This is a genomic window from Sphingobium sp. DC-2 (assembly GCF_000722555.1).
Lineage (GTDB): Bacteria > Pseudomonadota > Alphaproteobacteria > Sphingomonadales > Sphingomonadaceae > Sphingobium > Sphingobium quisquiliarum.
Genome location: NZ_JNAC01000079.1, coordinates 1 through 13,500 on the forward strand (window position 1 = coordinate 1; position 13,500 = coordinate 13,500).

General features: G+C 62.3%; 16 protein-coding genes and 3 pseudogenes. 9 read left to right on the forward strand and 10 right to left on the reverse strand.

Annotated elements, in window-relative coordinates; genetic code table 11:
• Positions 1–209: 209 nt before the first annotated feature.
• Positions 210–530, forward strand: a pseudogene (locus tag ET21_RS0117375) (ATP-binding protein); the annotation flags it as partial.
• A 181-nt stretch (positions 531–711) separates the two neighbouring features.
• Positions 712–1,047, forward strand: a pseudogene (locus ET21_RS0117380) (transposase); the annotation flags it as partial.
• Between the two features lie 25 nt (positions 1,048–1,072).
• Here ET21_RS0117380 and ET21_RS0117385 read toward each other — a convergent pair.
• From ET21_RS0117385 to ET21_RS0117395, 3 genes are read right to left on the reverse strand one after another with little or no spacing between them, the layout of a single operon-like run.
• Positions 1,073–2,662 carry a DHA2 family efflux MFS transporter permease subunit gene (locus ET21_RS0117385; protein WP_030540655.1) on the reverse strand — a complete coding sequence of 530 codons (1,590 nt, stop codon included), beginning with the start codon at positions 2,660–2,662 and terminating at the stop codon, positions 1,073–1,075.
• Complete coding sequence (locus ET21_RS0117390; RefSeq protein ID WP_030540656.1) at positions 2,659–3,783, reverse strand: HlyD family secretion protein; 1,125 nt, start codon at positions 3,781–3,783, stop codon at positions 2,659–2,661. Before ET21_RS0117390 ends, ET21_RS0117385 begins: the two co-directional genes overlap by 4 nt.
• A gap of 4 nt (positions 3,784–3,787) precedes the next feature.
• Positions 3,788–5,236 carry an efflux transporter outer membrane subunit gene (locus ET21_RS0117395; RefSeq protein WP_237751590.1) on the reverse strand — a complete coding sequence of 483 codons (1,449 nt, stop codon included), beginning with the start codon at positions 5,234–5,236 and terminating at the stop codon, positions 3,788–3,790.
• A gap of 136 nt (positions 5,237–5,372) precedes the next feature.
• On the opposite strand from ET21_RS0117395, the gene ET21_RS0117400 reads away from it, so the two are divergent.
• A complete protein-coding gene (locus ET21_RS0117400) occupies positions 5,373–6,152 on the forward strand; it encodes a helix-turn-helix domain-containing protein (RefSeq protein WP_030540658.1) in 780 nt (259 codons plus the stop codon).
• A gap of 6 nt (positions 6,153–6,158) precedes the next feature.
• On the opposite strand, the gene ET21_RS0117405 is transcribed toward ET21_RS0117400, so the two are convergent.
• The 5 genes and pseudogenes from ET21_RS0117405 to ET21_RS0117425 all read right to left on the reverse strand — a co-directional run bounded on the left by ET21_RS0117405 (position 6,159) and on the right by ET21_RS0117425 (position 8,916).
• Positions 6,159–6,623: a YbaK/EbsC family protein gene (locus ET21_RS0117405; RefSeq protein ID WP_030540659.1), complete on the reverse strand. Its 465-nt coding sequence runs from the start codon at positions 6,621–6,623 to the stop codon at positions 6,159–6,161.
• A gap of 247 nt (positions 6,624–6,870) precedes the next feature.
• Positions 6,871–7,128 (reverse strand): annotated as a pseudogene (locus tag ET21_RS0117410) (IS3 family transposase); the annotation flags it as partial.
• Between the two features lie 14 nt (positions 7,129–7,142).
• Positions 7,143–7,688, reverse strand: a complete 546-nt coding sequence (locus ET21_RS0117415) for an AAA family ATPase (protein WP_030540661.1) — start codon at positions 7,686–7,688, stop codon at positions 7,143–7,145.
• An 8-nt stretch (positions 7,689–7,696) separates the two neighbouring features.
• On the reverse strand, positions 7,697–8,413 hold the full coding sequence (locus tag ET21_RS0117420; protein ID WP_051768213.1) for a 2OG-Fe dioxygenase family protein: 717 nt from the start codon (positions 8,411–8,413) through the stop codon (positions 7,697–7,699).
• A complete protein-coding gene (locus ET21_RS0117425) occupies positions 8,410–8,916 on the reverse strand; it encodes a cupin domain-containing protein (protein WP_030540663.1) in 507 nt (168 codons plus the stop codon). The genes ET21_RS0117420 and ET21_RS0117425 overlap by 4 nt, the downstream gene beginning before the upstream one ends.
• Positions 8,917–8,989: 73 nt before the next feature.
• On the opposite strand from ET21_RS0117425, the gene ET21_RS0117430 reads away from it, so the two are divergent.
• From ET21_RS0117430 to ET21_RS0117455, 6 genes are all read left to right on the forward strand, one after another.
• Positions 8,990–9,637 carry a 2-hydroxychromene-2-carboxylate isomerase gene (locus ET21_RS0117430; protein ID WP_030540664.1) on the forward strand — a complete coding sequence of 216 codons (648 nt, stop codon included), beginning with the start codon at positions 8,990–8,992 and terminating at the stop codon, positions 9,635–9,637.
• The gene (locus ET21_RS0117435; RefSeq protein WP_030540665.1) at positions 9,634–10,074 is read left to right on the forward strand and encodes a PaaI family thioesterase; all 441 of its coding nucleotides are present in this window, start codon (positions 9,634–9,636) and stop codon (positions 10,072–10,074) included. The genes ET21_RS0117430 and ET21_RS0117435 overlap by 4 nt, the downstream gene beginning before the upstream one ends.
• A complete protein-coding gene (locus ET21_RS0117440; protein ID WP_030540666.1) occupies positions 10,071–10,622 on the forward strand; it encodes an alpha/beta hydrolase in 552 nt (183 codons plus the stop codon). Before ET21_RS0117435 ends, ET21_RS0117440 begins: the two co-directional genes overlap by 4 nt.
• Positions 10,619–11,269 carry a LysE family translocator gene (locus ET21_RS0117445; RefSeq protein WP_030540667.1) on the forward strand — a complete coding sequence of 217 codons (651 nt, stop codon included), beginning with the start codon at positions 10,619–10,621 and terminating at the stop codon, positions 11,267–11,269. Before ET21_RS0117440 ends, ET21_RS0117445 begins: the two co-directional genes overlap by 4 nt.
• A 24-nt stretch (positions 11,270–11,293) precedes the next feature.
• Positions 11,294–11,914 carry a DJ-1/PfpI family protein gene (locus ET21_RS0117450; RefSeq protein ID WP_030540668.1) on the forward strand — a complete coding sequence of 207 codons (621 nt, stop codon included), beginning with the start codon at positions 11,294–11,296 and terminating at the stop codon, positions 11,912–11,914.
• 185 nt (positions 11,915–12,099) lie between these two features.
• The gene (locus ET21_RS0117455; protein WP_237751591.1) at positions 12,100–12,561 is read left to right on the forward strand and encodes a GNAT family N-acetyltransferase; all 462 of its coding nucleotides are present in this window, start codon (positions 12,100–12,102) and stop codon (positions 12,559–12,561) included.
• A gap of 60 nt (positions 12,562–12,621) precedes the next feature.
• Here ET21_RS0117455 and ET21_RS0117460 read toward each other — a convergent pair whose 3' ends face one another.
• Entirely contained in the window at positions 12,622–12,933 is a 312-nt protein-coding gene (locus ET21_RS0117460; protein WP_030540670.1) for a cupin, read from the reverse strand.
• Positions 12,934–12,975: 42 nt separating this feature from the next.
• The gene (locus ET21_RS0117465) at positions 12,976–13,359 is read right to left on the reverse strand and encodes a nuclear transport factor 2 family protein (protein ID WP_037471273.1); all 384 of its coding nucleotides are present in this window, start codon (positions 13,357–13,359) and stop codon (positions 12,976–12,978) included.
• Positions 13,360–13,500: the final 141 nt, after the last annotated feature.

Below are 13,500 nucleotides of genomic sequence, written 5' to 3' on the forward strand. Positions count from 1 at the left end.
CCTGCTTTTACTCCGCCGCGCTGGCCTAAAATCCGACCGCCGTTGACACATGGGCATGGGAATGTCTGCGCCGTGCCATCGGCAAGGATTGCCAGCTGTTTCGCGAGGCCGGTGGGCTGCTGCTGCGCGTCGACCCACCCATTTGTCTGCTGAGCGGAGACCTGTGCGACTGGACCGGTACGGAACCCTTGCCTCTGGCCATCTTCAAGGTGGTGACACGCTTCGAAGGGGAGACCCGGATCGGCAAGGGCGGGACCCTGGCGGCGAAGCTCTCTCGGCTCGACCTGATCGTGCTCGACGAGCTTGGATATCTGCCGTTCGCACGCTCGGGAGGGCAACTGCTGTTCTACCTCATCAGCAAGTTTTATGAGCGCACCAGCGTCATCATCACCACGAACCTCGCCTTCGGCGAGTGGCCTACCGTCTTCGGCGATCCCAAGATGACCACGGCGCTGCTCGACCGCGTCACCCACCACTGCGATATCGTCGAGACCGGCAACGACAGCTGGCGCTACAAAAGCCTCAGCTGACCGCCACCTTCGGCGCCTTTAAAAATCTATCTTGTGCTGCGCGCGCCTCCGGTCGGGCTACGCCCGGCCTTCGCCGCACGTAGCACAAGGCTCACCTCAACAAACCAACATCTTATCCGAAAAGGGGGTCCCTCTTCGACCCTGATAGGGGGCCCCTTTTGAACGCCGTTTGACAGGCAATGTTCCTGACGGCCTCGATGTGCATATCGTCATGGACAATTATGCCACCCACAAGACGCCGACGATCAACGCGTGGCTGGCGCGCAGACCGCACTATCACGTCCATTTCACGCCAACTTCCGCGTCATGGATCAACCACGTCGAACGTTGCTTCGTAGAACTCACCCGCAAGCCGATCCAGCGCGACGTCCATACTTCCGTCGGCCAACTCGAAACCGATATCCGCAGCTTCATCGATCAGCATAACGCCAACCCAAAGCCCTTCCGCTGGACCAAATCGGCCGACGAAATCCTCGCTGCCGTCAAGCGCTTCTGCCAAAAGATTGATCATACTTAATGCAATGAACTTTAGATTCAGGTGACTAGTTTGGGCTCATACTTTTCCCTCCTTTCAAGAGAAAACAGCCGCCTCCGCAGAGCAACATGGCGACGCCCGCGATCAGGAATGCGTCACTATAAGCGAGCAAGAGCGCTTCATGGTGAATCAGCCGCCCCATCAAGCCGAGTGCCCGTTCACGTAAAGATGCTGCCGCGGCGCCATGCAACGCGGCTGCACGATCGATCTGCTCGTCACTCAGCAGCCGCACCATCGCGATCATCCTCTCGCGAAATTCGGCCGAGAAGGGATTGACCGCCTCGCCGATTCGCTGGGCATGCAGCTTCTCACGCTCGACCACGATCTGGCTCGCGATCGCGATGCCGATCGCGCCGCCCACATTGCGGACTGTCGAGAACAGACCCGACGCCGAGCCAATCTCGGCTTTCTCCAGGCCGTCGACCGCCATCACGCCCAGCGCCACAACAATGAAGGACTGGCCGATTCCGCGCACCACCAGCGACGGCACAATCACATTGGCGGCAGCATCGCTGTCGAGATGGATGTTCATTAGACATCCGGTCGCCATGACAACGAAGCCGAGTATGATGATGAACCGCACGCTCGTCCATTGCATCAGCTTCGGCGTGGCGAAGGACATGACAAGCTGGATCAGACCATAAGGAATCATGGTCAAACCGATCTGCTTGGCATTGTAACCATGGCCTTCCGCGAAATAATTGGGGACGAGGAACACGACCCCGAACACGACCGCGCCGAAGGTGAACTGCATCAGGCTCGCCAGCCCGAAATTATAGCGTCCGAGCAGCCGCAGGTTGATGAAGGGCTGCTTGCGCCTGAGTTCGATGACAATGAAGGCAATGAGGCCGACAACGGCAACGATCCCAGCGTTGACGATGAAGCTCGATGCGAACCAATCCTTGCGCCCACCTTCTTCCAGCATGATCTGGAGCGCCGATAGGCCGACCGCCATCGCGATGATCCCGCCCCAGTCGCCCTCCCGGAGCCGCGACAGAGCGGCCGGGGTGCGGGGTGTCGACCAGCCGATCGCCGCCAGCACCAGCAGGCCCGGCGGTATCTGGAGGTAGAATATCCAGCGCCAGTTATAGGCCTCGGTCAACCAGCCGCCGAGCGCGGGGCCGGTCGCCTGGGCGACGTTATTGGCGACCGCGAACAGCGCCATGCCGAACGGATGTTTCGACCGGGGCAATTCCGTCACGATGATCTGGAAGGAAAGCGGAATCAGCACCCCGCCGAATGCCCCCTGTAACGCTCGGGCGACGATCATGGTGTCGATGTTGGGAGCCATCGAGCAGGCAAGCGAGAACAGGACGAACCCGCTGGTGCCGACCATCAGCACGCGCCGCATCGAGAACACCGATACCAACCAGCCGGTCATCGGAATGACGATGATCTCGGCGACGAGATAGGCGGTGGTGATCCACGACCCTTCCTCGAAGGTGGCACCGAGCGAACCGCGAACATCGGGCAGCGAAGCATTGGTGACGTGAACGTTCATGCCGGCCATGAAACAGCCGACCACGCCCCCGATCACCGCCACCCAGGCGCGGAGCGATACACCATGCTCGTTAGCTGGGCCTGCCTGGGCCGTCATCGCGCGGCTCCCCGTGTGTCGATCGTCGTGACGACCGACATGCCGGGCCGCAGTCCCGCCGCTCGAGCCTGTCCCGGGTCCACCCTAATACGGACGGGCATACGTTGGACGATCTTGGTGAAGTTGCCGGTGGCGTTGTCAGGCGGCAGGAGCGCGAACTGCGCACCCGACGCTGGCGCGAAGCTCTCGACATGGCCCTTGAGAACCAAGCCGCCGAATGCATCGACCTCGATGTCGGCCGGCTGGCCCGGATGTATAGGACCAACCTGTGTTTCCTTGTAATTGGCGATGATATAGGCGTCGTCCGGCACGACGGCCAACAGCGGGGTTCCGACCTCAGCATACTGACCTACACGCAGGCTTCGCTGGCCGACTACGCCGGTGGTCGGTGCGCGGAGCACCGTGTAGCCGAGAGCGTTGCGGGCGAGCGTCAACGCGGCTTGCGCCTGGACGAGTGCTGCACGAGCCTTGTCGAGCTCTGCGAGAGCGGCCTGTCGTTCGGTCGCCAGCACCGGCAGACGGTCGCGCTGGGCGGCCAGATTAGCTTTTGCAACTGCCAGGCTGGCGCTGGCCTTTTTGGCATCAGCCTCCGCTGCCTCCAGTTTTTGGGCACTTGTGACCTCTTGCCGTTTGAGCAGCATCTGGCGACCATATTCGAGATTAGCGTGGCGGGCATCGGCCTCACTCGCCGAGACGCCCGCGACATTCCCGGCAAGCAGGCTGCGCTGCTGCTGGGACTGCGCATCGAGATTGGCAATGCGCGCCTCTTGTGCGGCCACCTCCGCCTGCGCTGCGGCAACTACGCCTTCGGCCTCAGCGACCTTCACGCGATAATCGCGATCGTCGATCCGGGCGAGAACATCACCGGCCCGGACGCGCTGATTGTCAGCGACTAGCACTTCGGCGACATAGCCGGCGATGCGCGGCGTGATCGTCACCACATCGGCGCGCACATAGGCGTTGTCAGTCCCGACCATATAGCGGCCCACGGTTAACCAGTGCAGGCCGAACACAAGCAGGACGATCAGGGCGAGGCCACCTCCGCCAATGAGAAGCTGCCGACGAGTCGGCCGGTACATGATTGTGGTGAGGGGCAGGGTCTGAACAGCGGTGTCGGTCATCGGATTACTCATGGAAAGGTCTTGCCATCGCAGCGGCGGAGGAGGTGCGGACGGGCTTAGGCAGTATGATCGTGGGCGCATCCTCCCAGCCGCCGCCCAAGGCCTTGAACAGCACCACCTGCGCGGTGGCGACTTCGCTATCGGCAGTCGCAAGTGCTGCCTGCGCCCCGAGATCGGCGCGTTCGGCATCGAGCGCCTCCAGCGCTGTTGCGCTCCCCGCCGCGCGTCCGAGCCGCGAGAGCCGCACCGCTTCGGCGCTACGGTCGGCCGCTATCCGGAGTGCCTCCCGCCGTCGGAGCGTCGCTTCATATTCTTCGCCGGCCTGATTAACTTCCCTGAGGGCCGTCAGGATGGTGGCATCGAACCGTGCCAGCGCGCCGATTTCCCGCGCGCGCGCCTGAGCAATGCGCGCCCGCGCGGCGTTGATGTTCGGGAAGCTCCACGACAGGAGCGGGCCAATGCGCCAAACGATGTTGTTGCGCGCAGTCAGGTCGCCCGGCGTATGGGACGAACTGGCGATATTCGCACCGAGGGAAATTCTGGGATAGAGGTCGGCCGTCGCAACGCCGATCTGAGCTGTCATTCCTGCCAGGCGCCGTTCTGCTGCACGAACGTCGGGACGACGGCGCAGCAAATCGAGACCATCGCCGATTGGCATCGGTGCATCGATCGTTGGCAGGCGCGTGCATGCCGCTGCGGCGGCAGGAACTTCGGTCGGTGGACGGCCTGTAAGTACAGCCAGTTCCGCGAGAGCTTCCGCCCGCGCGGCCTCCAATGGCGGGATCGCCGCTTGCGCTTCCGCGACCAACGTATCGGCCCGCGCCACATCGACAGGCAGGCCAGCGCCCGCGGCGCGCAGATGTTCGGCTATCTCACGTCCCTGCTCCAGCAGTGTGAGTGATCGGCGTGCCACAAATATGCGATGGCTGTAGCCACACGCGCCGAGCCAATTGCGTGTCACCTCGGCAGCCACCAGTACGCGGACCCCGTCTTCCTCGGCGCGCGCCGCGTCGATATCGGCATGGCTCGCTTTCACCGATGCCGCCAACCGTCCGAACAGGTCGGCTTCCCACGCCACATCGGCGCCAAGCCCGAACCGGGAGCCTGTGCGGATATGATTGCTATGGTCGTAGGCGGCGCCGATTTGGTCCTGGAGCGTGCTGCCACCGCCGGCATCGGCGGATGTATTTGTTTGGGGCAGGCGCTGGCTGCGGACTTCGCTGAGGATGGCCCGTGCTTCAAGTAAACGGGCCGCGGCTTCCCGCAGGTCGCGATTGTTGGTCAGGGCCTCTTCGACAAGGGCGTCCAGTGCGGGCTCGCGATACAGGCGCCACCACTTGGTCGGGACAGTCGAAGGCGCGAGGCCTTCGCCGACTAACGATGTTACGGTTGGCGTCACGGTCGCCTGCGGCGACGCTGCGGGGCCAGTGGCACAACCCGATAGCAGCGACAACAGGGAGGCGGACAGAAGGAAGGCGGGCAGGCCTCTGCGAGGTGTAAACATAATTTGGTGCTCTCGGGATCGAGGCACGGTTCTAGGCATTTCGGCCTTGTCCTTCTCCTGCGAAACTGCCAACATTCGTCGCATAATGGACATCGAGCGAACATTCGAGGATTGCCATTACTCGCCGAGGCCAGTCGCAGCGCTGGCGAGCGATCATCCGCATGGCGAGCACATCGCCCCTCACCATCACCCGCGCGCTCAACTTATTCACACGCTCACCGGAGTGATGACCGTCATCAGCGACGGAGGAAGTTGGGTAGTGCCGACTGGACGCGCGGTGTGGATGCCAGCGGGCATCAATCACGCGATCAGGATTGCTGGGGATGTGACCATGCGTACCCTGTTCGTGGAACCGGCTGTACGGCCCAGCCTGCCCGGGAATTGTGAGGTGATCGACGTCTCACCGTTCCTGCGCGAGGCGATCGTGGCCGCAACCCGCATTCCGCTCGATTATGCTTCGGGTGGTCGGGATGACCGTGTGATGGAACTGATCCTCGACGAAATCGAGACTGCGCCAAGGCTGGAATTGCACGTGCCGATGCCAAGGGATCCCCGCCTTGCGCGTTTGTGCGAAGAGGTGATCGCCGATCCGTCCTTATCGATGACGCTCGAAGGCCTCGCAGCCGGCATACATGTCAGTGGTCGCACGCTTGCACGCATGTTCCATCGCGAACTCGGCATGAGCTTCGGCGAGTGGCTGCGCCGGACGCGTCTGCTGCTGAGCCTGCCAAGGCTCGCCGCCGGCGCCTCGGTGCTCGAAGTGGCGCTGGAACATGGATATGACAGCCCAAGTGCTTTCGCCGCGATGTTTCGACGGACGTTGGGCGTTGCGCCCACCGCTTATTTCGCCCGCGCTCGGGCGTGAACAAGATCAGTCCTGCCGCACGTCTGCCGCCAGCCCATCCGTCATCGCGATCAATTTGTCCGCACTCGTCCGAAAGGCATGCATAGGAGATCCTGCCGCAGCCCAGAGTGGATCATGCAAAAGCAGATCAGCATCGATGATCGTAGTCACTGGGCAGGTATGGCCGATAGGCGATACGCCACCTACGGCAAAGCCGGTCTTCGCCTCCACCCATGAGGGATCGGCTGACTTGACGGTAAGACCGGTCGCGGCCGCAACCTTTTTCCGGTCGATGCGGTTCACGCCCGACGCGATCACCAGTACAACATTGTCGCCGGCGCGGAACACGATAGATTTGGCGATCTGGGCGACCGAGCACCCGACTGCGGCCGCCGCGTCCCCTGCGCTGTGCGTGCCGGCCGGAAACTCCGCGATGCTATCCGCGTGATCTGCCAATTGCAGCGCCTGCCGCACTCTCTCGACTGCATTCATAGCTGTCTCCTTTTCTCTAACGCAGAAGCGGCGAAAGAGGCCGGCGTTTCGGCTAGTACTCTTTTAAACGCGGCGACGAAGGCGTTCACATATGGAGCCTGCTATCAACAAGCGGAGGCGGACGCGCGCTCAACAGGGACATGCATCGTCGCGAAAAGGACAGGATCACGATCCTGTCTGCTGTCGGTTAACTGACAGACGTTCAAAGGCCGATTGCCCTGTGCCGATCTGAGTAGCCCCTAGGTTTCTAGACGCCTCCCGCTTTCAAAATCTGCTGCCGTTCGAACTCTACGGGCGACAGCATTCCATTCCTGACCTGCTCGCGCACTAGGTTGTAGAACATCTCGACGTAATCGAACACGTCCTGTCGGGCTTCGTCGCGGGTTTTGTATGTTCGACGTCGTATGCGCTCGCGCTTGAGCGAGGAGAAGAAGCTCTCGGCAACTGCGTTGTCATGGCAATTGCCGCGCCGGCTCATTGAGTACTCAAGATTGTGAGCGCGGATGGGCTTGGCTGTCATCACGTCTGCAGCTTCGCAGTCCAGTGCCGGGCGAAAGCTGCGCGCTCATCGAACGACACGAGGGGGAGGGGAACAAGAACATATCCCAATTCCTGATAGACACGCGCCATCACATCATGGGTCGCCACCGCCTCGTCCCAGTCCTGTTTGCGCTCGGCATCCTTGGCGTAAATCTCGGCCCAGGGCGGTGCGATGAAGACATGCCGATTGTACCGGTTTCTCTCTGCCGCGCGTGTGAGGTCGCCGGGAATGTAGAGTCCGCACAATATGCGATAGCCGATGATGTCGGGAATGCCTCGGTCGAAGAACAGGACGCCGTCTCTCGTCCGTGCCTCCTCATAGGAGCTGAGGTCATGCGCCAGCATCCGCTCGGCAAAGGCGTCGCGGTCATCCCATGGCAGAGCGGTTCCGCCGGCGGCCACCTCGTCGCGGATCACCGCTCGTCCGGCCTCGGGCATATGCGGCAAGCCTTGTTCGGCCAGCGCGGCGAGGAACGTGCTTTTGCCCGATCCCGGACCGCCGGTTACGACGAAGAAGCGATCCATCCTGTCCCTCAACTTTCCCGCGCTTGCGCGAAGGTGAGAACCAGCGTGTCCCGCCATTCGGGGGCGCCCGGTATCGCGGACTCGATCGGTGTTGTGCCGTGGCGGACGGTACGGTCATCCAGCAGCAGCGCTTCGCCGGGACTGGTTAGCCGATGTTCGAGGATGCAAGCGCCAAATGCATCCTCTACGCGACTTTCACCGCCGGCGTAATCGCTGCCGCCGACGAGCGGGATCAACACCCAGTCGCGTCCGTCATGATGCATGCCCTCCGGCGTGGGGAGGCCGGGCTGTCCCGACAGTGCTTCGATCCGAAATTGATGCGCTTCCACCGTCCAAGGGGGCGGACACTGTCGGCTCGCATCCGCGATAAGGGAGGCAGTGCTCCACACCAGTGCCTGAAATAGTCGAGAGCCCGCTGGATCTTCGTCCATTGGCGCGAACCAGCGCTCGACACCGCCATTCAATGGATTGTGATCGCGCTCCTGGTAATGTGGACGATGCGGCAAACGCGTGCATTTCCCGCCTGCCACCTCAAAGGCGGCATAGCGTCTGCGACGATAGGTGCCGCCGTCGGCCATCCATGTATCGTGCGGCAGATCATTCCAGCTCCGCGCGAACGTTGCCCATTCCGGGTTGCCGGGATCAACCAGCTTGCCCGGTGGCAGGAGCAGGGCGGGCGGCGTGGCGATGCACTCGCCGGAGGTGGTGACGAGCCGCCCGGTCATGTCTCATCGTCCCAATAGCCGACCGCATCGGCATAGCGCCCGACATGGTCCACCGACCGGCTCGCCTTGTCGCCGCCGGGCGCGGCGCCTGCCATGACCGCGAACTTGCCGCTGTCGGGATAGTCGACCACATCGGGCTCGTTCATCGTGCTGATGGCGAGATAGCGCAGGTCCGTATCGCCGGTGTTGATAATCTGGTGCGCACTTGCCGCGCCGCTGGCCGGGCACAGCGCGACATCGCCCGCCCGCAACGCATGATCGGCATCGGCATAGCGCAGGCGGCCGTTCCCGGAGAGGATCACGAACAACTCCTCATTCGCGTGATGGCCGTGGAACGGCCACGCCCGCTTGCCCGGCGGCACCACGACCAGCCTTCCGCCCAGCATGCGAGCACCCAGCGGCGAAGCGAAGGACGCCATACGCGCTTCGTAGAGTTCGCCGTGCGCCTGCGTTTGCAGGTCGAGGGTGTCGAGATGAAGAACGGGGGAGGTGATAACAGCCATGATTGAACCAATACAATGTTTGATTTGATCGACTCATGATTTGATACAATGATGGGACCCAAGGAGCAACCAGATGAGTACGAAGACCCCGGCCGATTTCTATTTCGATCCCGTCTCGCCCTTCGCCTTCCTGATGTGGAAGCGCCTGCGTGAAGACGATTTCGGACTGGAGATACGCCCGGTCCCGGTGCTGCTGGGGGCGCTGCTCAACCACTGGGGCCTGATCGGTCCGGCGGAAGTGCCACCCAAACGGGCACAGACCTATCGCATGTGCCAATGGTTGGCTGAGCGGAACGGCATCGCGCTGCGCTTTCCCAATACGCATCCGTTTCGTTCGGTCGACGCCCTGCGATTACTGATTGCGCTCGATGCGCGTGCGGATGCTGTCGATGCCCTATTCGAGGCGGTTTTTGCGGAGGGCCGGGATCTCACCGACAGCGCAGAACTGGAGAGGCTCGGTGCTGAACTCGGCCTCTCCGATGTGCAGAATAGCATCGCAAACGCGGGCGTAAAGGACGGGCTCCGCACCAACACCGAGGCGGCGATCGCGCGCGGCGTGTTTGGCGTCCCCACCCTCGCGATCGGGGGGGAACTGTTCTGGGGCCTCGATACGCTGGACATGGTGCGCGATTATCTGGCCGATCCCAAACTGTTCCAGACGGCTGAGATGCAACGCCTCGGCACCCTCGATTATGGCGTGTCCCGGAGGACAGGATCATGACCGGAGCCAATGACCCGCTTCTGCTCGAACGCGTTCGCGAGAGCTTTTCGCGTCAGAGTTTCATGGGCCTGATCGGGGCCGAGGTGATCCACGCCAGCCACGGCAAGGTGGTTCTCGATCTGCCGTTCCGGGCTGATCTTTGTCAGCAGAACGGCTTCCTTCATGGCGGCGTTGTCGGTGCGATTGCCGACGTGGCGGGCGGCTATGCGGCCTATTCGGTCTTCGGGGATGGCGACGATGTCCTGACGGTCGAATACAAGCTCAACCTGATCCGTCCGGCTGCAGGAGAACGCCTGCGCGCCACGGGCGAGGTGCTGCGTGCCGGCCGCGCGCTGACGGTCTGCGATCTCAAGGTGCATGCAATGCGCGAGGGAGAGGAGGTGCTGTGCGCTTCCGGCCAGCAGACGCTGATGCGCATGGAAGCGGGCAGGGCATGACGGTCCCAATCCTTTTGCTTCCCGGCATAGGCGGTTCGGGACCGGACCATTGGCAAAGCCATTGGGAGCGGACCGATCCCGACATGACCCGCTTCGCACCGTCCGATTGGGAGCGGCCGGAACTTGCCGACTGGTGCGAGGCGCTGGATCGGGCGGTGGAGGCCCTGGACCGCCCGCCCATTCTGGTTGCGCATAGCCTGGCCTGCCTGCTGGTGGCGCATTGGGCGGCCGCGCGCGGAACTCCGGTAGCCGGCGCGATGCTGGTCGCCGTGCCCGACCCGTGCGGACAGGCGTTTCCGGGTGAAGCGCGGTCTTTCGCGCAAGTGCCGGAGCCGCCCCTGCCGTTTCCCAGTCTGATCGTCGCCAGCGCGAACGATCCTTATGGGACGGTCGACTACAGCAAGCGACGCGCCCGGCAATGGGGCTCACGGCTGATCGCGATGGGGCCGCTCGGCCATATCAACGCGGGCAGCAATCTGGGCGATTGGCCGGAGGGCCGGGATATCCTCACGTCATTTCGCGCTGAAATCGAAGGGAATGGAGCATGACCATCTGGACTGCCCTTGCCGGGTTCACGCTGGCCGCCGGACTTCTCGTCATCACGCCCGGGCTCGACATGGCGTTGGTCCTGCGCACGCTCGCCGTCGAGGGTCCGCGTCAGGCTCTCGCGGCGGCGGCAGGCGTGGTTGCGGGCGTTCTTGCCTGGGGACTGCTGGTGGCGCTGGGGCTTGCCGCGCTGCTCGCGCTGTCAGGAACGCTCTACATGATCCTGCAATATGCAGGCGCTGCCTATTTGCTCTGGCTGGGGCTGGGCATGGTCCGGGCGGCACTCAAATCGGGTGTGCCCTCTGAGACAGTAAGCTCGGCTTTGCCGTCTGCTCCATCGCGATCAGGCAACTGGTTCATGAAGGGCCTGCTCACCAATCTGCTCAATCCCAAGAGGGGTGTCTTCTATGTGAGCTTCCTGCCGCAGTTCATCCCGGCGGGAGCATCGGTAATGGGCTTCAGCCTGTTGCTGGCGGCGCTTCATGCCACGCTCGGCATGGCCTGGTTTGCGCTCCTGATCCTTGGCAGCCGTCCGTTGCGGCACTGGTTCGCGCAAGGCGGTGGAGCGCGCTGGCGGCTCGATGGCCTGACCGGCGGCGTGCTCATCGCGCTGGGCCTGCGCATCGCCCTCCATCCCGCGCAGCGATAGCGCCATTTCCATATCGAGAGAGACATGCAGATAGCCGTTCTGACTTTCGACGGGTTCAACGAACTGGATTCGTTCATCGCGTCGACGATCCTCAATCGCCTAAGGCCGCTGGGCTGGAATGCCTCCATCACGTCGCCGACCAATGAAGTGACGTCTATGAATGGCGTCACGATCCGCCGTCAGCAACCGCTAGAATTTGCGGCGGAAGCAGACGCCGTCCTGATTGGTAGTGGGATTCGCACGCGCGAGGTCGCTCGCGATGATGCGCTGCTGGGACAACTTCGGCTCGACCCTGAGCGCCAGTTGATCGGTGCTCAGTGCTCGGGCACGCTGCTGCTGGCGAAGCTCGGTGTGATTGGAGATCTGCCTGCCTGCACCGACCTGACGACCAAGCCATGGGTGATAGAGGCGGGCGTGAACGTGATCGACGCGCCTTTCGTCGCGCATGGCAATGTCGCGACAGCGGGCGGCTGTCTCGCCTCGCATTATCTCGCGGCCTGGATGATCGCGCGCGGTGGTTCGGTGGAACAGGCACGCGAAGCGATCCACTATGTCGCGCCGGTCGGCGAAAAGGAGATTTACGTTGAACGTGCTTTGTCGGTCATCACGCCGCATCTGACAGACAGCATGGCCGGGATCGGTTAAAGCGATCCTGTTCGCACACGAGATGGATAATGCCGGTCAGTTCAACCACACTGTACTCATGGCTCGCTGCGCGGTCTATCGCTCGCGGATTGCCAGCTCCTGTGTGCGATCACGGCGGCTACAGGGTGGACACCCACTCTGACACAGAGATTTGTCGCTGGGTATTTGCGCGTCCGTCCATGGAAATGGGCGAACTGGCGCGAACGATCGATCAGCCCGGCTATTTCATCAAGCTCTGCGGCTCGTCTGACGAATTGCGCAGTGCAATGCCTTCGGGGTGGGGGCTCGACCAGGAAAGATATTTCATGACTGGGCGGCAGGCATCGACTCCGCAACCGCTTACCCAAGGCTACACCATCGAGATCGAGCAGAGCGACATGATCCGCCGCGTGGCAATCCGATACGAATCCGGCGATCAGGCGGCGAGCGGATATGCGGTGGAAAGCCATGACGCCTTTATCTATGACCGCATCGAGACGGCCCCGGCGTATAGGCGTAAGGGGCTTGGCAGCGTTGTAATGGCCTCGCTGGCGCAGACGAAACGCGGCGATGTTCCCGAATTTCTGGTCGCGACCAATGAGGGGCGCCTTCTCTACGAAGCACTGGGGTGGCGTGTGCTGTCACCATACGCGACGGCTTTTTTATAGAGTCTTATTTGTCTTTATAGAGTCTTATTTGTCGGCCAAAAGGTCGATTGACCGGACATGTCACTCACTTCCGGCCCGCTCGATCACTAGGATACGCGCTTCGCCAAGGGGATGGGCGACATGTTCATCGCCTAGCCCGGCGCGGAAGATGTCCCCTGTTTCAAGATGTAGAACCTGATCGCCGCCAGCGGTCCGGACATGCATGTCGACACGCCCGTCAAGGACAGCGAAGACTTCCGGGCCATCGTTGATGTGCCAGCGGTAGGGTTGATCGGTCCAGTGCAGCCGCACGGTCGCGTCGTCGATCCGCTCGATCGACAGCGCGTCCCAGGCTGATCTGCCGGTGAAGTCGCGGGCGCGGATAACCTGCATTTCTATCCTCTTGCTCACCGTTGTTGTGACGGAGATTTGGGATCAGTTACCAGGCGACGTTTCCTGCGCGCTGTAGAAGCTCTCGCCTTCGACCTGTCGGTCGTCCACGAAGCGCATCGTTTCGAGCGCCCGCCTGGCCTTGCTGTTGCGCCGGGCCACATAGTGGACGCCGAGCACCTGGCATTCGATATCGCAGACGGCAGCGATCAGGGTAAAATGCAGTTCGGACGAAGCCTCCAGCGCCTTTGACCAATAGGCGCGCAAGTTGGTCTTGCCCTCGATGATCGGTGAACCCGTCAGCTCCGCGGCCAATGGACTGATGAAGCGCGCGTCCTCGGCAAAATGCGCCAGGATTGCGTCGAGATCGCGCGCGTTCCAGTTGGCGATCCAGTTCGCCGCGAACGTCTCCATCTCTTTCCGGTCCATCGTGTTGTCCTTTAGATCAGAAACAGCAGGGCGGTAAGGGCAGTCAGAACCGCCATCACGTGCACGAAGATTATCATGCCCTTGCGGCTTTCTGTGGATCGGCGTGCAAAAAGGACCCCGTTAGCGGGGTGATCGGCGTCT

Coding starts and splice junctions, on each gene's coding strand:
- ET21_RS0117425 (WP_030540663.1), bottom strand. CDS start 8,916: ATGGCTGTTATCACCTCCCCCGTTCTTCATCTCGACACCCTCGACCTG.
- ET21_RS0117405 (WP_030540659.1), bottom strand. CDS start 6,623: ATGAATGCAGTCGAGAGAGTGCGGCAGGCGCTGCAATTGGCAGATCAC.
- ET21_RS0117445 (WP_030540667.1), top strand. CDS start 10,619: ATGACCATCTGGACTGCCCTTGCCGGGTTCACGCTGGCCGCCGGACTT.
- ET21_RS0117385 (WP_030540655.1), bottom strand. CDS start 2,662: ATGACGGCCCAGGCAGGCCCAGCTAACGAGCATGGTGTATCGCTCCGC.
- ET21_RS0117430 (WP_030540664.1), top strand. CDS start 8,990: ATGAGTACGAAGACCCCGGCCGATTTCTATTTCGATCCCGTCTCGCCC.
- ET21_RS0117420 (WP_051768213.1), bottom strand. CDS start 8,413: ATGACCGGGCGGCTCGTCACCACCTCCGGCGAGTGCATCGCCACGCCG.
- ET21_RS0117465 (WP_037471273.1), bottom strand. CDS start 13,359: ATGGACCGGAAAGAGATGGAGACGTTCGCGGCGAACTGGATCGCCAAC.
- ET21_RS0117455 (WP_237751591.1), top strand. CDS start 12,100: ATGGGCGAACTGGCGCGAACGATCGATCAGCCCGGCTATTTCATCAAG.
- ET21_RS0117460 (WP_030540670.1), bottom strand. CDS start 12,933: ATGCAGGTTATCCGCGCCCGCGACTTCACCGGCAGATCAGCCTGGGAC.
- ET21_RS0117390 (WP_030540656.1), bottom strand. CDS start 3,783: ATGACCGACACCGCTGTTCAGACCCTGCCCCTCACCACAATCATGTAC.
- ET21_RS0117435 (WP_030540665.1), top strand. CDS start 9,634: ATGACCGGAGCCAATGACCCGCTTCTGCTCGAACGCGTTCGCGAGAGC.
- ET21_RS0117450 (WP_030540668.1), top strand. CDS start 11,294: ATGCAGATAGCCGTTCTGACTTTCGACGGGTTCAACGAACTGGATTCG.
- ET21_RS0117440 (WP_030540666.1), top strand. CDS start 10,071: ATGACGGTCCCAATCCTTTTGCTTCCCGGCATAGGCGGTTCGGGACCG.
- ET21_RS0117400 (WP_030540658.1), top strand. CDS start 5,373: ATGGACATCGAGCGAACATTCGAGGATTGCCATTACTCGCCGAGGCCA.
- ET21_RS0117415 (WP_030540661.1), bottom strand. CDS start 7,688: ATGGATCGCTTCTTCGTCGTAACCGGCGGTCCGGGATCGGGCAAAAGC.